This window comes from Streptomyces sp. NPDC096176 (assembly GCF_044763255.1).
GTDB lineage: Bacteria > Actinomycetota > Actinomycetes > Streptomycetales > Streptomycetaceae > Streptomyces.
Map to the genome: position 1 here is coordinate 173,886 of NZ_JBIWFV010000009.1, position 19,360 is coordinate 193,245.

The 19,360-nt window shown below is 70.2% G+C and carries 18 protein-coding genes; 6 read left to right on the top strand and 12 right to left on the bottom strand.

Annotated elements, in window-relative coordinates:
- The first annotated feature begins 83 nt into the window (after nucleotides 1-83).
- Nucleotides 84-287: a hypothetical protein gene (locus tag ACIQ7Q_RS25130; protein ID WP_403866254.1), complete on the top strand. Its 204-nt coding sequence runs from the start codon at nucleotides 84-86 to the stop codon at nucleotides 285-287.
- 75 nt (nucleotides 288-362) lie between these two features.
- Here the strand turns inward: ACIQ7Q_RS25130 and ACIQ7Q_RS25135 are convergent, their stop codons facing one another.
- The 9 genes from ACIQ7Q_RS25135 to ACIQ7Q_RS25175 form a co-directional block, all read right to left on the bottom strand.
- Nucleotides 363-935: a GNAT family N-acetyltransferase gene (locus tag ACIQ7Q_RS25135; RefSeq protein WP_403866257.1), complete on the bottom strand. Its 573-nt coding sequence runs from the start codon at nucleotides 933-935 to the stop codon at nucleotides 363-365.
- Between the two features lie 132 nt (nucleotides 936-1,067).
- A complete protein-coding gene (locus tag ACIQ7Q_RS25140; protein ID WP_403866260.1) occupies nucleotides 1,068-1,859 on the bottom strand; it encodes an SDR family NAD(P)-dependent oxidoreductase in 792 nt (263 codons plus the stop codon).
- A complete protein-coding gene (locus ACIQ7Q_RS25145) occupies nucleotides 1,856-2,863 on the bottom strand; it encodes an NADP-dependent oxidoreductase (RefSeq protein WP_403866263.1) in 1,008 nt (335 codons plus the stop codon). The genes ACIQ7Q_RS25140 and ACIQ7Q_RS25145 overlap by 4 nt, the downstream gene beginning before the upstream one ends.
- A gap of 214 nt (nucleotides 2,864-3,077) precedes the next feature.
- Nucleotides 3,078-4,226, bottom strand: coding sequence for an RNA polymerase sigma factor (locus ACIQ7Q_RS25150; RefSeq protein WP_403866521.1), 1,149 nt, complete (start codon nucleotides 4,224-4,226; stop codon nucleotides 3,078-3,080).
- Nucleotides 4,227-4,234: 8 nt separating this feature from the next.
- A complete protein-coding gene (locus ACIQ7Q_RS25155; RefSeq protein WP_403866266.1) occupies nucleotides 4,235-4,642 on the bottom strand; it encodes a YciI family protein in 408 nt (135 codons plus the stop codon).
- Between the two features lie 99 nt (nucleotides 4,643-4,741).
- Complete coding sequence (gene grpE / locus ACIQ7Q_RS25160; protein ID WP_403866269.1) at nucleotides 4,742-5,464, bottom strand: nucleotide exchange factor GrpE; 723 nt, start codon at nucleotides 5,462-5,464, stop codon at nucleotides 4,742-4,744.
- The gene (gene dnaK, locus ACIQ7Q_RS25165) at nucleotides 5,461-7,320 is read right to left on the bottom strand and encodes a molecular chaperone DnaK (protein WP_403866272.1); all 1,860 of its coding nucleotides are present in this window, start codon (nucleotides 7,318-7,320) and stop codon (nucleotides 5,461-5,463) included. Before dnaK ends, grpE begins: the two co-directional genes overlap by 4 nt.
- Before the next feature lie 521 nt (nucleotides 7,321-7,841).
- Nucleotides 7,842-8,333, bottom strand: a complete 492-nt coding sequence (locus ACIQ7Q_RS25170) for a peptidylprolyl isomerase (RefSeq protein ID WP_403866275.1) — start codon at nucleotides 8,331-8,333, stop codon at nucleotides 7,842-7,844.
- A 289-nt stretch (nucleotides 8,334-8,622) separates the two neighbouring features.
- Nucleotides 8,623-9,780, bottom strand: coding sequence for an AI-2E family transporter (locus ACIQ7Q_RS25175; protein WP_403866277.1), 1,158 nt, complete (start codon nucleotides 9,778-9,780; stop codon nucleotides 8,623-8,625).
- A gap of 222 nt (nucleotides 9,781-10,002) precedes the next feature.
- On the opposite strand from ACIQ7Q_RS25175, the gene ACIQ7Q_RS25180 reads away from it, so the two are divergent.
- The gene (locus ACIQ7Q_RS25180; protein ID WP_403866279.1) at nucleotides 10,003-10,569 is read left to right on the top strand and encodes a hypothetical protein; all 567 of its coding nucleotides are present in this window, start codon (nucleotides 10,003-10,005) and stop codon (nucleotides 10,567-10,569) included.
- Between the two features lie 15 nt (nucleotides 10,570-10,584).
- Nucleotides 10,585-11,181, top strand: coding sequence for a hypothetical protein (locus ACIQ7Q_RS25185; RefSeq protein WP_403866282.1), 597 nt, complete (start codon nucleotides 10,585-10,587; stop codon nucleotides 11,179-11,181).
- A 234-nt stretch (nucleotides 11,182-11,415) separates the two neighbouring features.
- On the opposite strand, the gene ACIQ7Q_RS25190 is transcribed toward ACIQ7Q_RS25185, so the two are convergent.
- Nucleotides 11,416-11,754, bottom strand: coding sequence for a MerR family transcriptional regulator (locus ACIQ7Q_RS25190; RefSeq protein WP_403866285.1), 339 nt, complete (start codon nucleotides 11,752-11,754; stop codon nucleotides 11,416-11,418).
- 704 nt (nucleotides 11,755-12,458) lie between these two features.
- On the opposite strand from ACIQ7Q_RS25190, the gene ACIQ7Q_RS25195 reads away from it, so the two are divergent.
- Both ACIQ7Q_RS25195 and ACIQ7Q_RS25200 read left to right on the top strand, forming a co-directional pair.
- Nucleotides 12,459-13,073 carry a DUF4230 domain-containing protein gene (locus tag ACIQ7Q_RS25195; RefSeq protein WP_403866524.1) on the top strand — a complete coding sequence of 205 codons (615 nt, stop codon included), beginning with the start codon at nucleotides 12,459-12,461 and terminating at the stop codon, nucleotides 13,071-13,073.
- Nucleotides 13,074-13,149: 76 nt separating this feature from the next.
- Nucleotides 13,150-14,178 carry a S66 peptidase family protein gene (locus ACIQ7Q_RS25200; protein WP_403866288.1) on the top strand — a complete coding sequence of 343 codons (1,029 nt, stop codon included), beginning with the start codon at nucleotides 13,150-13,152 and terminating at the stop codon, nucleotides 14,176-14,178.
- Between the two features lie 133 nt (nucleotides 14,179-14,311).
- Here ACIQ7Q_RS25200 and lpdA read toward each other — a convergent pair whose 3' ends face one another.
- Complete coding sequence (gene lpdA / locus ACIQ7Q_RS25205; protein ID WP_403866291.1) at nucleotides 14,312-15,712, bottom strand: dihydrolipoyl dehydrogenase; 1,401 nt, start codon at nucleotides 15,710-15,712, stop codon at nucleotides 14,312-14,314.
- Between the two features lie 82 nt (nucleotides 15,713-15,794).
- Nucleotides 15,795-17,501, bottom strand: a complete 1,707-nt coding sequence (locus ACIQ7Q_RS25210) for a multicopper oxidase family protein (RefSeq protein WP_403866294.1) — start codon at nucleotides 17,499-17,501, stop codon at nucleotides 15,795-15,797.
- A gap of 558 nt (nucleotides 17,502-18,059) precedes the next feature.
- Here ACIQ7Q_RS25210 and ACIQ7Q_RS25215 point away from each other — a divergent pair.
- Nucleotides 18,060-19,277 (top strand): serine hydrolase domain-containing protein, encoded by a 1,218-nt coding sequence (locus ACIQ7Q_RS25215; RefSeq protein WP_403866527.1) that lies wholly within the window; start codon nucleotides 18,060-18,062, stop codon nucleotides 19,275-19,277.
- Nucleotides 19,278-19,360 lie beyond the last annotated feature (83 nt).

A 19,360-nucleotide genomic window follows, 5' to 3' on the forward strand; every position in this document is an offset into this window, starting at 1 on the left:
CCGCCGCAGGAACCGGGAACCAGGCCCGCGTCAAGCTGCTGCACGACAAGGACGCCGACGGAGCGACGCGCTACCGCGTGTACGTGCGGTGCAAAATCGCCGGCGCACCCGCGCAGCAGGAGAGCGAGGTCCCGATCGAGGGGCTGATGACGGACACGCTCACCGGTGACACCGACGCCCGGGTGCATCTCACTCATCTGCTGCACTCCGCCAAGGTGGTGGCGGACGGTTTCGACTGCGAGAACAAGCCGGTGGTGCCTGGCCAGCCGCCCGCCTCGCCGGGGTAGCGGGGCGGGGACCGCATCACGAACGGGGGTCGGCAGAACGGGACTTGCTCGCGCTGCGCAGCCGGGGCTGCTCGGTCAGCGCAGGTCGAGGCGCATCAGGACCCGGGGGTGACCGGCCAGTACCGAGGTGGTGTCGGCGGCGTGGGTGAAACCGGCGCGTTCGAAGTTCTTCCTGAGGCCGGCGTAGGCCATCGTCAGGTCGACCTTGGCGTCGCCGTTGTCGAGCGGGTACGCCTCGATCGCGGGTGCGCCGTGGGCGCGGGCGAACTCGACCGCGCCGGCGATGAGGGCGTGCGAGATTCCCTGCTTGCGGTGGCCGGGGCGTACGCGGATGCACCACAGTGACCAGACCGGCAGGTCGTCGACGTGCGGGATTTTGCGGTTGCGTGCGAAGGCGGTGTCCGCGCGCGGCGCCACGGCTGCCCAGCCGACCGGCTCGCCGTTGTCGTAGGCGAGCACCCCGGGAGGGGGGTGCTCACGGCACAGTCCGGCGACGTACTCGCCGCGGGCCGGGCCGCGAAGCTCGTTGTTGAGCTTGGACGGGATCCGGTAGCTCAGGCACCAGCAGACGTTGGAGCCTGGCGACTTCGGGCCGAGCAGGGTGCGGACGTCCTCGAAGACCGAAGCCGGGCGAACTTCGATGGTCATGGCCCCACGATGCCACGGTGTGCTCGGCGAGTCCGTCGGGTGGGGTGACACCCGCCCGGGCTTCGAGGTCGAGGTGTGGTGCCTCGACCTCGAAGCCCGGTGAGGTCGCGAGGTTCGGTGGAGAGGTACGGCTCAGGAGTACACGGGCCGCGGGGCCGGGACGTTGCGGAAGCGGAACGGCTCCGGGGCGCGGCCGGGCTGGATGAACCAGCATTCGCCGGTGCCGTCGCCGGTGACGATGTTCAGCACCGTGTCGGCGACGACCTCCGCCGGGATGACCGGCAGACCCTGCTCGGCGAGCATGTCGCGCAGCGGGTCGATGATCCGGGACTCGGCGAAGCCCGGGCAGATTGCGTTGAACCGGATTCCGTCGGGCTCCAGCGCCGGTCCCAGTGAGCGTGCGAGACCGACCACGGCATGCTTGTTGGCCCCGTACAGGGGATCGAGCGGTACCGATGCCAGGCCGGCCAGGGACGAGGTGGCCACAATGGAGCCGCCGCCGCGGGCCCGCAGCGCCGGCAGGACCGCGTGGGTGCCGAAGACGACGCCGTCGAGGTTGGCGCCCATGGCGCGGCGGTAGCGCGCCAGGTCGAAGTCGTCGCCGAGGCCGCAGCCCGTGGCCACACCCGCGTTGAGGAAGGCGATGTCCACGCCGCCGCAGCGCTCGGTGGCGAAGTCGACCAGAGCGCGGTTCGCCTCGAGGTCGGAGACGTCGCAGGCCCGGAAGTGGCCGTCGACGAGGTCGGCCACCTCCCGGCCGCCCTCGGCGTCGAGGTCGGCGACGACCACTTCGGCGCCCGCGTCGGCGAGTGCCAGTGCCGTGGCCCGGCCCAGTCCGCCGGCGCCGCCGGTGACGATCGCGACCTTGCCGCGCAGCGGTGCCGGTCCTTGCGTGTTCGGGGCGGCGGGGGTCTCGGCGGTCACGCCAGCTCCAGGACGAGCTTGCCGACGTTCTCGCCGCGGAAGAGCATCTGCAGGGTGTCGGGGAAGTCGTCCACCGTCCCCTTCACCACATGTTCCTTGACTTTGAGCCGGCCGTCGCCGATCCAGCCGGCGATCTCCTGTGCGGCCTGCGTGTAGCGCTTGGCGTAGTCGAAGACCACGAAGCCTTCCATGCGGGCGCGGCGCACGAGCAGGGACAGGTAGTTCGACGGGCCCTTGACCGGGGTGGCGTTGTTGTACTGGCTGATCGCGCCGCAGATCACGACGCGGGCGTTCATGGCCAGCCGGGTGAGCGCGGCTTCGAGGATGTCTCCGCCGACGTTGTCGAAGTAGACGTCGATGCCGTCAGGAGTGTGCTCGCGCAGGGCGCGCTTGACGTCGCCGGCCCGGTAGTCGATCGCCGCGTCGAATCCCAGCTCGTCGGTGAGCAGGGCGCACTTCTCGGGCCCTCCGGCGATGCCGATGACGCGGCAGCCCTTCACCTTGGCTATCTGGCCGACCATGGTGCCGACCGCGCCGGCCGCGCCGGAGACGACGACGGTCTCGCCGTCCTTGAGAGCGCCGACGTCGAGCAGTCCGAAGTACGCGGTCATGCCGGGCATGCCGAGGGCGCCGAGGTAGGTCGAGGGCGGCGCGAGAGAGGTGTCGATCTTGAGGGCGCCCTTGCCGTCGGTCACGACCTGCTCCTGGACGCCGAAGGTGCCCACGACGTGGTCACCGGGCTGGAAGCCGGGGTGGTTGGAGGCGGTCACCTCGATGACCGATCCCGCGCGCATCACATCGCCGAGCCCGACGGGCGGGAGGTAGGAGGGGCGGTCGTCGAGCCAGCCGCGCATGGCGGGATCCAGCGATATGACGCGTGTCCTGCCCGCGAACTGGCCGGGGCCGGGTGCCTCGAGGGGTGCGGAGACGTGTTCCCAGTCCTCGGGTTTCACGTCACCCACGGGGCGGGCTGCCAAGCGGATCTGGCGGTTGGTCGCAGACATGAAGCCTCCTGTCGTCCGTGCGCCTGACCATACCGACCAGTAGGTACGTGGGGGAATGTGAGGTGCGCCACAGTCGCGAGGGTCGGTGTTCCGCGGTCGTCGTCCGCCGGTCGCCGACGGTGGGCGGCCGGGTGCGGCCGGGTGCGGCCGAGGTGTGCGGCCGAGGTGTGCGGCCGGGTGCCGCGACGGTGTCCCGCCGCGCGGGGCGCGACCCTCAAGGACGCCGCAGGCGGGTGTTGAGGCGGGCGGCCCGGCGGGTCAGGTGGTCCCGTTCGGCGAGGGTGGGCGCCTTGTGTGCCGCCTCGGCGTACAGCCGTGCCGCCGTCGCCAGGTCGCCGTCGCGCTCATGGAGGTACGCAGCCACCGCGGCGTGGCGGGGCAGTGCGTCGTTCAGCGCCGCGAGCGCCGCCAGCCCGGCACGCGGTCCGTCGGCCTCGCCGACGGCCACCGCGCGGTTGAGCCGGACGACCGGGCTGTCGGTCAAGCGCACCAGCTCGTCGTACCACTCGACGATCTGCACCCAGTCGGTCTCCTCGGCGGTGGGCGCGTCGGCGTGGAGTGCCGCGACGGCGGCCTGGGCCTGGAACTCGCCCAGCCGGTCGCGGGCGAGGGCCGCCTGCAGGATCTCGACACCCTCGGCGATCGCCTCGGTGTCCCAGCGGCCGCGGTCCTGCTCGGCGAGCGGCACCAGGCTGCCGTCGGGCGCGGTCCGGGTGGCGCGCCGGGCGTGGTGGAGCAGCATGAGGGCGAGCAGCCCCGCCACTTCGGGGTGGTCGACCTGGGCCGCGAGCTGCCGGGTGAGCCGGATGGCCTCGGCGGCGAGGTCGACGTCGCCGGAGTAGCCCTCATTGAAGACCAGGTAGAGGACGCGCAGCACGGTGGCGACGTCGCCGGGCCGGTCGAACCGCACGCCGGAGACGGTGCGCTTGGCACGGCTGATGCGCTGCGCCATGGTCGCCTCCGGCACCAGGTAGGCCTGGGCGATCTGGCGGGTGGTCAGCCCGCCGACGGCGCGCAGGGTGAGCGCGACCGCGGACGACGGCGTCAGCGACGGGTGGGCGCACAGGAAGTAGAGCTGGAGCGTGTCGTCCACCGCCGGCGCGGATCCGGGCGCCGGCTCCTCGTCGAGACGGTCCTCCCGCCGCCGGCGGGCGGTGTCCGCCCGGGTCGCGTCGAGGAACTTGCGCCAGGCCACGGTGACCAGCCAGCCCTTCGGGTCCCGCGGCGGGTCGGCCGGCCAGACCCGGACCGCCTCGACCAGCGCGTCCTGCACGGCGTCCTCGGCCGCCGCGAAATCGGCTCCGCGGCGGACGAGGATCCCGAGCACGCTCGGTGTGAGGCTCCTCAGCAGGACCTCGTTCACGGATGAGGTCACTCGGTGATGGTGCAGTGCGAGCCCAGGAACGGGCGCACCTCGAGCCACTCGTGAATCGGCTTCCCGCCCGCCCCGGGGGCGGCCGACAGCTCCCCGGCCAGCTCGACGGCGCGCTCGTGGCTGTCGACGTCGATCACCATCCAACCGGCGATGAGGTCCTTGGTCTCGGCGAACGGGCCGTCGGTGACCGGCGGCCGCCCCTCACCGTCGTAGCGGACCCACGTGCCCTCGGGGGCGAGCGCCTGGCCGTCGACGAACTCGCCGGTCTTCTCCAGCCGGGCCGCGAAGTCGTTCATGTACTGCACGTGGGCCGAGATCTCCTCCGGCGTCCACTGGTCCATGGGGACGTCGTTGACCGCGGCCGGAGCGCCGCGGTAGTGCTTGAGCAGCAGGTACTTGGCCATCGTGTTCTCCTCGGTGCGGTGCGACCCATTGTGGTCGCGTTCACCTCGGGGACGGAGCCGGGCGCGGGTTCTCGACATCGGCGTCCGAAGTTTTTTGGCTCACGTCGATGCGGGGCGTCCTTCATCGGCAGGCGGGACCGCTCCGGGGTCGGGGTGCGTGGCCGAGATGGTGTCCGAGGCGCTGTCCTGGCCATCGGCCGCGGGGCTGCCGGCGGGCGGGCCGGTCACGGACACCTGGGCGGGGCGCAGGAGATGCTCTCCGACGCGGTAGCCCTGCCGCAGTACCTCCGTGCAGACGGCTTGCGTCGCCCGGCGCGACGAGTGGTAGGTGAGTGCCTCGTGGACCGTGGGGTCGAAGGTCTCCCCCGGTGCGCCGACGGTTTGCAGGCCGAGCGCCGCCAGCCGTTCGTCGAGCACCTCGGCCACCGCGCCGGTTCCGGTGTCGGCCCCGTGCCTGCGTGCCCCCTCGAAGGCGTCGAGGACGGGCAGCAGGCCGGCCAGGACGTTGGCCACGGCGATCTCGCGGATCGCCAGTCGGTCCCGGCGTACGCGTTTGCGGTAGTTGTCGTACTCGGCCTTCAGGCGTTGGAGATCGGCCGTCAGTTCCGCGTTCCTGGCGCGCAGTTCGGCGGCCTCGGTTTGCGCACGCCGCGGTTCGGCGGTTTCCGGCTGCACGGCGGGGCCGTTCGACGTCGACGAGGCTTCGGCCGGCTTGGTGGGGCGGCGGGGCTGGAGGGTGACCGGGTCGATCCTGCGCCGGTCCCGGACGACGACGGGTGGCCGCCGGTCCGGGTCCTTCCTGATGGGGGGTTCCTGGCTCATCCGGCGCCCCCCTTCTGCTCGTCGTCGACGATCTCCGCGTCGACCACCTCGTCGCCGGCTGCCTGGTCGGAGCCGGCGCCGGCGGTTCCCGCACCGGTGTCGTCGCTCTGCGCCCGGGCGTAGAGCGCCGAGCCGATCCGTTGCGCGGCCGCCGTGAGCTTGTCCGCGGCCGACCGGATCGCGCCGGTGTCCTCGCCCTTGAGCTTCTCCTTCAGCTCGGTGAGGGCGGTCTCCGTCTCGGACCGTACGTCCTCGGGGATCTTGTCGCGGTTGTCCTGCAGCAGTTTCTCGGTCCGATAGACGCTGCTCTCCGCCTGGTTGCGGGTCTCCGCGGCCTCCTTGCGGCGGCGGTCCTCGTCCGCGTGCTGCTCGGCCTCACGGACCATGCGGTCGATGTCCTGCTTCGGCAGCGAGGAGCCGCCGGTGACGGTCATCTTCTGTTCCTTGCCCGTGCCCAGGTCCTTCGCGGTCACGTGCATGATGCCGTTGGCGTCGATGTCGAAGGACACCTCGATCTGCGGGACTCCGCGCGGGGCCGGCGGCAGACCGGTCAGCTCGAACATCCCGAGCTTCTTGTTGTACGCCGCGATCTCGCGCTCGCCCTGATAGACCTGGATCTGCACGGACGGCTGGTTGTCCTCGGCCGTGGTGAAGATCTCGGAGCGCTTGGTCGGGATCGTGGTGTTGCGCTCGATGAGCTTGGTCATGATGCCGCCCTTGGTCTCGATACCGAGGGACAGCGGGGTCACGTCGAGGAGCAGGACGTCCTTGACCTCACCCTTGAGGACACCGGCCTGGAGCGAGGCACCGATGGCGACGACCTCGTCCGGGTTCACACCCTTGTGCGGTTCCTTCCCTGTCAGCTCCTTGACCAGGCCGGACACCGCCGGCATCCGCGTCGAGCCGCCCACCAGGATCACGTGATCGATGTCCGACACCTTGATCCCGGCGTCCTTGATGGCGTTGTGGAACGGGCCCTTGCAGCGCTCGAGCAGGTCGGAGGTCAGCTGCTGGAACTGGGCGCGCGTGAGCTTCTCGTCCAGGTGCAGCGGGCCCTCGGCCGACGCCGTGATGTACGGGAGGTTGATCGTCGTCTCGGTCGCGGACGACAGCTCGATCTTCGCCTTCTCCGCGGCCTCGCGCAGACGCTGCAGAGCCATCTTGTCCTTGGCCAGGTCCACGCCGTAGTTGTTCTTGAACTGCTTCACCAGGTGATCGACGATCTGCTGGTCCCAGTCGTCCCCGCCGAGGTGCGTGTCGCCGTTGGTGGCCTTCACCTCGACCAGGCCCTCCCCGATCTCGAGCAGCGACACGTCGAAGGTGCCGCCACCGAGGTCGAAGACGAGGATCGTCTGTTCGCTCTCCTTGTCCAGGCCGTACGCCAGGGCCGCCGCGGTCGGCTCGTTGATGATCCGCAGCACCTTCAGGCCCGCGATCTCCCCCGCCTCCTTGGTGGCGGTGCGCTGGCTGTCGTTGAAGTACGCCGGGACGGTGATCACCGCGTCGGTGACGTCCTCGCCGAGATACGCCTCCGCGTCGCGCTTCAACTTCTGCAGCACCCGCGCCGAGATCTCCTGCGTGGTGTAGTGCTTGCCGTCGATGTCCCCGGAGTCCGGGAAGCGCCACTGCGCGTCGCCCATGTGCCGCTTGACCGACCGGGCGGTCCGGTCGACGTTCGTCACCGCCTGCCGCTTGGCGAGCTCGCCGACCAGTACCTCGCCGTTCTTCGCGAAGGCGACGACGGACGGCGTGGTCCGGGCCCCTTCGGTGTTCGCGATGACCGTCGGCTCACCGCCCTCGAGTACGGACACCACGGAGTTCGTCGTCCCCAGGTCGATTCCGACTGCCCTTGCCATCGCCGCCTCCTCATGTCGGCCGCCATCGCAATCCCCTGCACTCTCATGCATAAAACTTGAGTCGACCTAAGTCAAGGAATCGCCTGGGCGCTCCCGCCGGGTCGCGAGGGATCGCGCATCCCCGTGCGACGCCCGGTTGCCTGCGCCCCGGAAGGCGCGTCCCCTTCCGCAGGCAACGTGAGCGCCTCAGCGGTTTGAAGATCGCCGGAGCAACGCGTCCACGTCGGCATCTGACAAGAAAGTTGAGCCAAGGCTTGTCAAGCCGTCGTGCGAGAGCGGCAGCGCTCATCCGCGGCCGCCGTCTCGTCGGCGCAACGGCTCTCGGACCACAGCGGTCGCCAGTTCTCCCGCGCACGCGTCGGCGTCGGCGTCCTGGTGGCAAGTCGTCCAGCAGCTGCTCGAGGTCGGCCCTCAAAGGTTCGGGCATGACCGGCATGCACGCGGCGTCCGTCGGCGGACAGCGGGCTTGGGTCTCCCCCGGGCCGGCAGCCCGCTGTCCGCCTCGGCGGGGCAGGTCGGGCTCAGACCGTGCCGCAGTCCGAGATGACGATCTTCTTGGCGGTGGAGCCGGACCGGCTGCCGAGCGCCTCGATCGCCTTCACGACGTCCATGCCCTCGACGACCTCGCCGAAGACGACGTGCTTGCCGTCCAGCCAGTCGGTGACGATCGTGGTGACGAAGAACTGCGAGCCGTTGCTGTTCGGGCCCGCGTTGGCCATGGACAGCAGGCCCGGCTTGGTGTGCTTGAGCTGGAAGTTCTCGTCGGCGAACTTGTCGCCGTAAATGCTCCTGCCGCCCGTGCCGTTCTGGTTGGTGAAGTCGCCGCCCTGGAGCATGAAGTCGGGGATGACCCGGTGGAACGGCGAGCCCTTGTAGCCGAATCCGTTCTCGCCGGTGGCCAGCTCACGGAAGTTCCGTGCCGTCTTCGGGACGACGTCGTCGTACAGCTTGAACTCGATGCGTCCGAGCGGCTCGCCGTCGGCGGTCACCTCGAAGAAGACGTTCTGGCTCATTGCTCTGCTCCTCTGGAATGACGAAAGGTGGGTGGCACCCCGGCAATAGAAGACACCCCGGGCGTGCTCCGGACAAAGATGACACACCCAGGGGGTGCGTCCACCTGCGGGCCGGGCCCCGCAGGTACGGCCTCGACCAGCACTCGGGCCACCGTGCATCAGGGCCGGCGCCCCGGCATCGACGGCCCCTCGGGTCCGGTCTCGTGACGTGGCGTCATCCCGGGCGTGGCCCGCGACCCGCGACTGCGACGCCCGCCCCGGGCCCGAAATCCCCGGCAGCCAAAGGCGGTTACGCCGCTCCGCTCGGTTGCGTCGTGGTCGGGGCGAGGTGCTGTGACGGGACGTCGGGGCCGGTGGGCGGCTCGTCGCTCTCCGGCTCCTGCGGCGGATCGCCGAGCTGCTCGCGCAGATAGTTCCAGACCACCGCGATCAGCGCGGCGGCCGGTACGGCGAGCAGGCTGCCCACGATGCCGGCCAGGCTGGCGCCCAGTGTCACCGCCAGCAGGACCATCGCCGCATGGAGTCCGAGCCCGCGGCTCTGGATCATGGGCTGGAACACATTGCCCTCGAGCTGCTGCACCACGACGATGATCGCCAGCACGATCAGCGCGTCCGTCGGCCCGTTCGACACCAACGCGATGAGCACCGCGACCAGACCGGCGAACAGGGCGCCCACGATGGGCACGAACGCGGACACGAACGTCAGCACCGCCAGCGGGAGCACCAGGGGCACGCCCAGGATCCACAGGCCGAGGCCGATGAAGACGGCGTCGAGCAGGCCGACGAATGCCTGGGAGCGCACGAACGCGCTCAGGGCCTCCCAGCCGCGTGCCGCCACGGTCGGGACGTCGGTGGCGAGCCGGCCGGGGAGCTGGCGGGAGAGCCACGGCAGGAACCGCGGGCCGTCCTTGAGGAAGAAGAACATCAGGAAGAGGGCCAGGACGGCGGTGACCACACCGTCGACCACGGTGCTCACGCCCGTGAAGACAGCGGTGACCATGCTGCCGACGCTGTCCTGCATGCGGGCGACCGCGGCGTCGGAGGCGCTGGTGATCTGGTCGTTGCCGATGTTCAGCGGCGGGCCGGCGGCCCACTCGCGCAGCCGCTGGATGCCTTCGACCACGCCCTCGGTCAGCTCGCCGGACTGGGAGGCCACCGGCACCGCGATCAGCGCCACGATGCCTGCGGCGACCAGGAGGAACGTCACGGTCACCACCGACGCGGCCAGGGCGGGGGGCCAGCCGCAGCGGCGCAGGAAACGGGCCAGCGGCCAGGTCAGTGTGGTCAGGAGCAGGCCCACGATGAGCGGCCAGACGACCGACCACATCCGGCCAAGTAGCCACAGGGCGACGGCGGCTGCGACGAGGACCAGCAGCAACTCGACGGAGACGCGCGCCGTTGTCCGGAGCGCGGCGCGGGTTCTCGTGGAGCTCAACGTGGCAGGCATGAGGGTCACCCTATGGGCACTGTGGTCGCACTTCGGAATCGCCGCTCGTCAGGGGCGGCAGGGGCATCGGCCGCGGGCGGGGCGTGGCGGTGGGTCGGGACACATCGCCACACCCCCAGGAAGCCGATTCAAGGGATAATCACCCGAATTGCGCATGTTGTGCCCAGATCGTGGAACCTGCGTGGTGACGCGGCCTCCGGCTGCCCATGAGCGGAGAGTTCCATGGATACGACGTGGATGATCGTCATCATCGTGGTTGCTGTGATCGTCGTCGCGCTGCTGGCCCTGACCGTGCAGCGGACGGCACGCCGCCGGCGCCTGCAAGAGCGTTTCGGCCCGGAGTACGAGCGCACGGTCGAGCAGGGGGCGAGCCGCCGGCAGGCCGAGCGGGATCTCGCCGCACGGGAGGAACGCCATGAGGGCCTGCAGATCCGGGCGCTTCCGCCAACGGTCCGGGATCGGTACGCGCGGGACTGGAACGGGGTGCAGGAGCGCTTCGTCGACGATCCCGACCGGGCGCTGGACGAGGCGGACCGGCTGGTGACCGCGCTGATGAGCGAGCGCGGATACCCGACCGAGGGGTACGAGCAGCAGGCGCGCGATCTGTCGGTCGAACATTCCCGCACGCTGGAGCACTACCGCATCGCCCACGAGATCAACGGTCGTGCCGGCGGAAGGGGCACCTCCACGGAAGAGCTACGGAGCGCGATGGTCCACTACCGGGCGTTGTTCGAGGAGCTGTTGAAGGACGGTGCCACTCCGTCCGACGACGGCGGCCGACAGGCGTAGGTCAAGGAGAGCGACATGCAGCGAGAAGGCGGATTCGGGCGGGAAGAGACCGGGCGTTTCGCACCCGGTGAGGAAAAGCTGTCCACCGAGGACATAGCCCGGACGGACAAGGAGCCGACCCCGTCGGCAGGGCCCGCGGAGCCCATGGCCCCCTCGACGCCCTCGGCCCCGGCGGCGGACGAGGAGCCGATGCCGCCTCGGGACGAGGAGATGCCGGAAACGCCCATGGAGGAGCCGCCGGAGCGCGTCGGTGAGCCCCCCGGCCCGGTCGCCGCGCACGACCAGCCGCAGGCCCAGGAGCAGTCGCAGGCCCAGGAGGCGACCCCGGCCGGCGAGGAGGGGGCCGTTCCGCTTCTCGACTCCGGTGCGGCGGAGGATCTGCGGTCCCGCTGGACCGACATCCAGCAGGGCTTCGTCGACGACCCCCAGGCGGCCGTACGAGCGGCGGACGAACTGGTTGTAGAGGTCATGCAGTTGCTGGCCGCGACCTTCGCCGAGCACAAGGAAGGGCTGGAGAGTCAGTGGCATCGGGGCGACGAGGTCGCCACCGAGGACCTGCGGGTCGCGCTGCGGCAGTACCGGTCCTTCTTCGATCGGCTGCTGACGACCTGACCGGCTTCGACCGGCCGCTGACGTCCCGACCGGGTTACGCGCTCACGCCGCCCGGCGCACGGACCCGGCCAGGCCACCGGCCACAGTGGACGCGGGGACGCTGCTCAGCGTCCCCGCGTCCACTGCCGCCCGCCGGGTGGACACCAGGGCCGCCTGCGCAGGATCCGGTGCTCTGGCTCCCGGGGCGGGCGGCTGTCCGCCGGCTGCCGACCGCGGGAGCGGTGGGACCACACGTCAGGCGTCGTTCGCTTGGCGCGGTTCAGCGCCACGACCGCGCAGTTCTTCGTTGATGCGCTGGGCTTCAACGAGTTGGTCTTCGAGGATGACGATGCGGCAGGCGGCCTCGACCGGTGTGCCCTGGTCGACGAGTTCGCGTGCGCGAGCTGCGATGCGCAGCTGGTAGCGGGAGTAGCGACGGTGGCCGCCCTCGGAGCGCAGGGGGGTGATGAGGCGGGCTTCGCCGATGGCCCGCAGGAAGGCGGGCGTGGTGCCCAGCATTTCGGCAGCCCGTCCCATGGTGTAGGCGGGGTAGTCGTCGTCGTCGAGACGGCCGAGGGGGTTGTCTGCGGTCACTTTCACCTCTGTCGCGGGAACGCGTCGAGGGGCCCTGGTGCCGTGCGGCACCAGGGCCCCGAGGGGATTTGCAACACCATCTGCCGGCTTACTGCAGTGCCGGCCTTCTGTTTCCGCCACGTCGCCCGACAGAGGGCTCCGAGTGCGGGGATCGCGAATGCGTGACCGTGGGACCACCTTCCGTTCCGGGGCCTGCGGTACCCGGGCCGACTACCTCAGCGCCCGGGCGATCCTGATGGCGTCCGCCTCCTTCTCTTCCTTCTTCCACTTGCTTGACACTGCGATCCTGCGTACTGCTGGCGGCCCCGGTGGGCCGCCCGGCCCGGCAGTCAGCGAGGGGACCCCGAGACACTCCGGCCCCGCCACTCCACTGCCGTGCCACAACCTGTTCGTCCTGCACGGCAGTTCGTCTCTGCCGCCTTTTCCTGATTCTGGCTACGAGGAAGACACTAGCCCCAGTAGATCCGAATGTCTATCTCCGTCATGACAGATTTTCTGTCGGCAGGAGCATCAGGGTTCTGTCGCCCCCGCTACCGGAAGGGGTGGAGGACTGGTCAAGTGACGTGTGAGCGAGGCGACCTTGAGCCGGCCGCGCCCCTGCGGTGCGTGTCCCCTGCGGGGCGGGGCACACGGAAGTCGTGACGCCACCTGCCTCGGACACCGCTCACCCGCCCGCCGTCCGCCGCCTGCAGCTGCCGTGGTGGCTGTCGGTGCCGATCGCCCTGCTGGTGGTCCTCGTTCTGGTCGTCCTCGCGGGACGGTTCAGTCTGCTGCCCGGATTCGACGACGTCTTCGGCGAGGAGACGAAGGACCGGTCGGGGCCCGCTCTGCTCAAGTCCATCAAGGACATGAACCGTTACGAGGGAGCGGCGGGCAACTTCCAGATCGTCGTGGACCTGGAGAAGGACGCCACGTTCCTCCCGGACGCGATCCGGGGCACCCGCACCTTGTACGTGGGGGCCGGCAGCGTCAGCGCGTACGTGGATCTCGGGGCCATCGGCCAGGACAGCGTCACCGTCGACAAGGACCGTACAAAGGCAACGCTCCGCCTTCCGCACGCCCGCCTCGGTGAGCCTGCGCTCGACCCGCAGCGGTCGTACGCGGTGTCCAAGCAGCGCGGGCTCCTCGACCGCCTCGGTGATCTGTTCTCCGACAACCCCGCCGATGAACGCGCGGTGAACCAGCTCGCGGCACGGCGCATCGGGGAGGCGGCGAAGGACAGCGGGCTCACCGACCGGGCGGAGAGGAACACCACCGCCATGCTGGAGGGCCTGCTGCGCTCCCTCGGATTCCGGCAGGTGACCGTCATGTACGGATGAGGGCGTGCGGCGGGTCGTTCGACGTGTGCCACAACTCGTTGTCGCCCTGACGTGGCGTTGTGTCAGAATCCGGCGCATGTCAGTTCGATACCCGCGTCCCCTGCGTCCTGGTGACCGCGTCGGCGTCACCTCTCCTTCGAGCGGGGTTCCCGAAGAACTGCGTGCGCGCCTCGATGTGGCGATTCGTGAGGTGGAGGCCCGGGGATACGAGGTGGTCGTCGGCCGCTGCATGGACGGTGCCGGGCATGTCAGTGCCCCCGCGGCCGACCGTGCGAGCGAGCTGATGTCGATGCTGACGGATCCCGGTATCAGGGCCGTGGTGCCGCCGTGGGGCGGGGAGACGGCGATCGACCTGCTGCCGCTGCTCGACTGGGACAGGCTGCGTGGCTCCGAGCCGACCTGGCTTGTCGGCTACTCCGACATGTCGACTCTCATGACGCCGCTGACGCTCCTCACCAACACGGCGACTCTTCACGGCAACAACCTGATGGACACCCCCTACCGGGTGCCCAAGGGGCTGTTGTCGTGGCTCGACATCGCCGCTGCCCCGCAGGGGCACCCGTTCACGCAGAGCCCGCCGAACCACCACCGGGCCACGGGCTGGGACGACTGGAGCGCCCACCCGGAGGTGCGGGAGCAGACACTGAGCACGCCCGGCAGGTGGACCAGGCTGGACGGCGAGGGGGACGTGGAGGTCGAGGGGCGTCTGGTCGGGGGCTGTATCGAGACACTGTGCAACCTGACGGGGAGCCCCTACCTCGACGTCTCCGCCTTCGCGCGGGCCGCGTGCCCGGAAGGGCTTCTGGTGTACGTCGAAGCGTGCGGCGACGACGCCTTCAGCATCTGCAGAAACCTGCACGGGATGCGGTTGGCCGGTTTCTTCGACGAGGCGAACGCGGTCCTCGTCGGCCGCACCCCGGCGCCCGACGCCGATTCGCTCACCCAGCACGAGGCCGTCCTCGACGCGCTCGGGCCGCTGAACGTGCCGATCATCGCCGATGTCGAGTGCGGGCATGTCGCGCCCTACCTGCCTCTGGTCAACGGAGCGCGCGGCCGGGTCGTGCTCACCTCGTCCCGTAACGAACTGACCCAGACACTGGACTGACGCGCCGGGTCGGATCCGCGAGGAGCCCCGCAGGGCCGGAGCAGGCCGGGCTGCGCCGGCCCTCCGGTCAGGGCCCGGCATGCGCTCGGCTCTTCCGGCGGGCGGGGCGGCGAGGGGCAGCCCGCCCGGCCCGCTACATGTTGATCATGTGACCGGCCAGTCCATGGACGGCTTCCTTCACTGCCTCGCCGAGGGTGGGATGCGCGTGCACATTGCGGGCCACCTCATGGACCGTCAGGTCCCACTGCTGGGCCAGCGTCAGTTCCGGCAGCAGCTCGGTGGCTTCGGGGCCGATGATGTGGGCGCCGAGGATCTCGCCGTGCCGGCTGTCGCAGAGGATCTTGACGAAGCCCGCGGCGTCGCCCAGGCCGTGGGCCTTTCCGTTGGCGGTGAAGGGGAACTTCTGCACCTGGACGTCGAAGCCCTGTTCTCGCGCTTGCGTCTCGGTGAAGCCGAAACTCGCGATCTGCGGCTGGCAGTACGTCGCCCGCGGAATCATGGTGTAGTCCAGCTCCATCGTTTCCGCGTTCGCGATGGTCTCGGCGGCGACGATCCCCATGGCTTCGGCGGCGTGCGCGAGCATCAGCTTGGCCGTGACGTCGCCGATGGCGAAGATGTGCGGAACGCTGGTGCGGCACCGGCCGTCGACGTCGACGGCACCGCGGTCGGTCAACTGCACGCCGATGTCTTCGAGGCCGTAGCCGGTGACCCGCGGCTGGAAGCCGATGGCTTGGAGCACCTTCTCGGTGTCCAGGACCTGGCGCTGGCCGCCGGTCGTGACGAAGACCCGCAGCCCTTCGTCGGACTCCGTGATCGTCTCGACGCGGGTCGAGGTCAGGACGTTGATGCCCAGCCTGCGGTAGCGGCGGGCGAGTTCCGCGGAGACCTCCTCGTCCTCGAGCGGCACCAGCCGGTCCAGGAACTCGACCAGCGTCACCTGCACACCGTAGTTGTGCAGGACGTAGGCGAACTCGACGCCGATCGCGCCTGCCCCCGCGATGACGATGCTGCGCGGGAGCTGCGAGCTGAGGATCTGCTCTTCGTAGGTGACCACTCGCTCGCTCAGGCCGGTGCCCGGCAGGAGCCGGGTGGTGGCTCCGGTGGCGAGGATGCAGTGGTCGAACGTGATGCTCTGCTCGCTGCCGTCAGCGGCACGTACCCGCAAGGTGTGCGCGTCGGTGAACGAACCGGTCCCGTCGTACTCCGTGATGTTGTTCTTCTTCATCAGGTAGTGCACGCCTTTGACGCGTCCGTCGGCCACCTTGCGGCTGCGCGCGAACGCCTCTCCGTAATCGAAGCTGACGTTTCCCTGCACCCGGATCCCGAAGGTCTTGGCCTCCTGGGTGAACAGGTGGGCCAGTTCGGCGTTGCGCAGGAGCGCTTTGGAGGGAATGCAGCCCACGTTCAGGCACACCCCGCCCCAGTACCGTTCCTCCACCACGGCCACGGACATCCCCAGCTGGGCGCACCGCACCGCGGCGGTGTACCCGCCGGGGCCGGCACCGAGAACGACAGCATCGAAGTGCGCGCACATACTCGGCACCGTAGAGCCCCGGCCGCGACCCTGCAGCTTCGCGGGCCTCTGTCGCACGCCGCGGCGGGCGCACGGCCGGGTGTCATGCGTCGTAGGTGACGGTGGTCATCATGCCGGATTCCGAGTGGTAGATGTTGTGGCAGTGGAGCATCCAGTCGCCGGGGTTGTCGGCGTCGAAGTCGAGGACGAGTTTGTTGTGGGGCAGGACGGTGGCGGTGTCCTTGCGGGCGCCGTGGGAGTCGATGCCGGCGAGGGCGTAGGTGTGGCCGTGCAGGTGGACGGGGTGCCACATGTCGGTGGCGTTGACGACGACCAGCCGTACGCGTTCGTCGCGTTCGATGCGGTGGACGCGGTCGGGTGAGTAGGGGCGGTGGTCGATGCCCCAGTCGTATTTCTCCATACCGCCGGTGAAGGTGATTCTGACGATCCGGTCGGGTCGGCGCCGGTCGAGTTCGACGGATTCGTGGGGCCTGAGCCGGCGCGCCGAGGGCAGGACGGCGCGCCGTAGTTCGGCGGGGCGGGTGGTGGGGGCGGGGAGTGCGCCGCTCGCTGTGCGCAGGACGGCCATGGCGGCGCCGTTCTTGCCTTCGGCGAGTGCGGTGAGCGGGAAGACGCCGTCCTTCGCGGTGATCAGTGCGTCGTAGCGTTCGCCCATGCCGAGGAGCAGGGAGTCGGTCCGGTGGTGGCGTACGGGGAAGCCGTCGCTGTGGGTGATTGTCATCCGGTGTCCGCCGAGGGCCACGCGGAACGGGGTCTCGGCGCCCGCGTTGATGATGCGCAGCCGGATCCGGTCGCCGGGTTTGGCCCGGAACTGGGTCGGGTCGTCGGGTGTGCGTCCGTTGATCAGGTAGTGCGGGTAGGCGACGTCGCCGGCGTGGCCGCCGAGCAGCGGGCTACTGGCGCCGGTCATCAGCCGGCCGGGGCCTCTCCCCTGCTTCGGTGAGGGCGACGCGTCGTCGCGTGCCGGTGCCTCGCGGGGCTGTGGCGCGTGGGCGCCCGGCGGGCCGTATCCGGCGGCGATTCCTCCGGAGGGTTTGGAGGGCCGGGTGCCGCGGTCGTGTCCGCGCCGGTGCGTGGAGCCGCCGTGGCCCATGGCGGGCTTGCCCTTGCGGAGCTGGTCGAAGACGTCCTCGGGGCTGGAGCCGCCGACCCCGTCGATCCAGTCGTCGAGCAGGACGATCCATTCCGCGTCGTAGGAGAGGGGCTCGTTGGGATCGTCGACGATCAGCGGCGCGTACATTCCGCGGTCGATCTGCAGGCCCAGGTGGGGGTGGAACCAGTAGGTGCCGGGGTGCGGCGCCCGGAAGCGGTAGGTGAACGTTTTGCCCGGCTTGATGGGCGGCTGTGTCACGTCGGGCACGCCGTCCATCTCGTTGCGCAGGGCGATGCCGTGCCAGTGGACCGTGGTGGGTTCGGGCAGGTGGTTGGCGAGCGTCAACTCGAGGGTGTCGCCGGCGGTGATCCGTACCTCTTTGCCGGGCAGTTCGCCGTTGTAGGTCGAGGTCCTGACAGTGCGTCCGCCGCCGATCTCGACCGTGGCCGGTGTGGCGGTGAAGGTGAGGCCGCGGAGCTTGCCTTCGGGGCTGGGTGTCCATGTGGGCCGGACCTTCTTGCCGTCCGCGGAGACGGAGCCCTGGGGACCGGCGGCCCCCTTTCCGGCGCCGGCTGTGGAGTCCGCGCCGCTGCCCGAACAGGCGGTGAGCAGCGCGGATCCCGCTGCGGCGATCCCGGCGCCGAGTACGGCACGCCGGGTGGCAGAGGTCGGACGGGGGTGATCCTGCCTGTACATGGTCCTCCGGTCGTCGCACATGCGCGCATCCCGCCCCGGGCACGGGGCGGTGCCCCGGGTGGGGCCTGACACGGCAGGACCAGCATGGAGCACGATGCCGGAAACATACGGTAAGTACCTATCTGCCTGTCCTGTCTGTCGTGCCGGTGGGCATCCCGGCCGGTGGCGGCGGGGCGCCGGCGGCGTGGTGCGACATGCCCTGCGGGCGGTGGTGTGCGAGGGGCCGGCGGACAGAGGGCGCCGGTCGCGGCCACGGTCAACTTGCCGGGACGCGCCCCCGGTTCCCGGCTCCGCGCGGGTCGGGCGCGAGGTCCGTTCCGAGAGCTGCGGAGGGGTGGGCATCTGTGCCCGGACGGGTTCGGCCGGACCGGCCGGCGTTGGCGGTGGCATGCAGGCCAGGGGCGGGCCGCCGCCCGGAACTGCCGGACGGGGCCTGGCCAGGGCCGGTTCGCGCCGCCATGCGGGGGTTCCCGGGCGGGCCTAGCGTGGTGGGAGAGGAGTGATGTCCTGGTCCGGATGCACTCGGCTGGCAGGAGGTCTGCCGTGAGGTACTCGCAGATGCGTGGGCGCAGGGCGTGCGTGGGACTGGCCGTGGCCACGATGCTGGCAGTGCCGGCGTCGACAGGGACCGCGTACGGCGTCGCACCGGCCCTGGGGCCGCCTGTCTCCGCCTCGTCCTTCAGCGAAACCGACTTCCCCGACCTGGGCCCGGCCGTCGCCAAGCGTCTGGACACCGCCATCCAGCAGGTCATGCGCGAGACGAAGGTGCCCGGTGTGATCGTCTCCTTGTCGGCCCCCGGCAAGGGCAGCTACGTGCGGACGTTCGGCGTCGCCGACAAGGCCACCGGCGCCCCCATGACGAGGGATCTCTTCGTACGGATCGGCAGCGAGACCAAGACCTTCACGGTGACCGCCCTGCTCGAACTGGTCGACCAGGGCAAGGTGGCTCTGGACGATCCGATCGCGAAGTACATCGACAACGTCCCCAACGGAGACCGGATCACCCTGCGCAACCTGGCGGGCATGCGCAGCGGGCTGTTCAACTACTCGATGGACGAGGGCTTCGTGAAGGCGCTGCTCGCCGACCCCCAACGGCGCTACACCCCGCAGCAGTTGCTGGACTACTCCTTCAAGCACCCGGTGCAGTTCCAGCCCAACGAGGAGTTCGAGTACAGCAACACCAACCTGATCCTGCTGGGTCTGGTGGTGGAGAAGGCCGGCGGTTTGCCGCTGAACGAGTTCATCGAGCAAAACGTCCTGAAGCCGGCCGGGCTGCGCAACACCCTGTTCCCGACCGGCGGCGAGTTCCCCAGCCCGCACGCCCAGGGCTACACCAACCAGACCCCGTCGGGAAAAGTCGAGAACACCACGGACTGGGACCCGTCCTGGGCCTGGGCGGCAGGGGCGATGATCTCCGACAGGCGAGACCTGCGCAGTTGGGCCCGTACGGTCGCCACCGGCACCCTGCTGTCCCCCGAGACGCAGGCGCAGCGCCTCAAGACCGAGCCGACGCCGATTCCGGGGGCGGCCTACGGGCTGGGCATCTTCAACGTCCAGGGCTGGATCGGCCACAACGGCTCGCTGCCCGGTTACGAGACCCTTACCATCTATCTCCCCGAACCGCAGGCGACGTTGGTGGTGCTCCTCAATACCGACATCCTGCACGAGCAGACGGAGCCCAGCACTCTCTTCGGTCAGGCGATCACCCGCGTCGTGACCCCCGAGCATGTGTTCAACCTGCCGGTCATCGCGGCCCGGCCGACGCCCAAGGGATGACCCGCAAAGCAACGGCCCGGTCCCGTCTCCCCGCTGAGTGGGGAGACGGGCCCGGGCGCGTGCCGACCGCAACGCCGGCCGGG

What these genes read in the sequence shown, in the direction of transcription:
- ACIQ7Q_RS25215 (WP_403866527.1), top strand. Translation starts at nt 18,060, where the DNA reads ATGCGTGGGCGCAGGGCGTGCGTGGGACTGGCCGTGGCCACGATGCTG.
- ACIQ7Q_RS25155 (WP_403866266.1), bottom strand. Translation starts at nt 4,642, where the DNA reads ATGGCCAAGTACCTGCTGCTCAAGCACTACCGCGGCGCTCCGGCCGCG.
- ACIQ7Q_RS25145 (WP_403866263.1), bottom strand. Translation starts at nt 2,863, where the DNA reads ATGTCTGCGACCAACCGCCAGATCCGCTTGGCAGCCCGCCCCGTGGGT.
- ACIQ7Q_RS25175 (WP_403866277.1), bottom strand. Translation starts at nt 9,780, where the DNA reads ATGCCTGCCACGTTGAGCTCCACGAGAACCCGCGCCGCGCTCCGGACA.
- ACIQ7Q_RS25135 (WP_403866257.1), bottom strand. Translation starts at nt 935, where the DNA reads ATGACCATCGAAGTTCGCCCGGCTTCGGTCTTCGAGGACGTCCGCACC.
- ACIQ7Q_RS25170 (WP_403866275.1), bottom strand. Translation starts at nt 8,333, where the DNA reads ATGAGCCAGAACGTCTTCTTCGAGGTGACCGCCGACGGCGAGCCGCTC.
- ACIQ7Q_RS25185 (WP_403866282.1), top strand. Translation starts at nt 10,585, where the DNA reads ATGCAGCGAGAAGGCGGATTCGGGCGGGAAGAGACCGGGCGTTTCGCA.
- dnaK (WP_403866272.1), bottom strand. Translation starts at nt 7,320, where the DNA reads ATGGCAAGGGCAGTCGGAATCGACCTGGGGACGACGAACTCCGTGGTG.
- grpE (WP_403866269.1), bottom strand. Translation starts at nt 5,464, where the DNA reads ATGAGCCAGGAACCCCCCATCAGGAAGGACCCGGACCGGCGGCCACCC.
- ACIQ7Q_RS25200 (WP_403866288.1), top strand. Translation starts at nt 13,150, where the DNA reads ATGTCAGTTCGATACCCGCGTCCCCTGCGTCCTGGTGACCGCGTCGGC.
- ACIQ7Q_RS25180 (WP_403866279.1), top strand. Translation starts at nt 10,003, where the DNA reads ATGGATACGACGTGGATGATCGTCATCATCGTGGTTGCTGTGATCGTC.
- ACIQ7Q_RS25210 (WP_403866294.1), bottom strand. Translation starts at nt 17,501, where the DNA reads ATGTACAGGCAGGATCACCCCCGTCCGACCTCTGCCACCCGGCGTGCC.
- lpdA (WP_403866291.1), bottom strand. Translation starts at nt 15,712, where the DNA reads ATGTGCGCGCACTTCGATGCTGTCGTTCTCGGTGCCGGCCCCGGCGGG.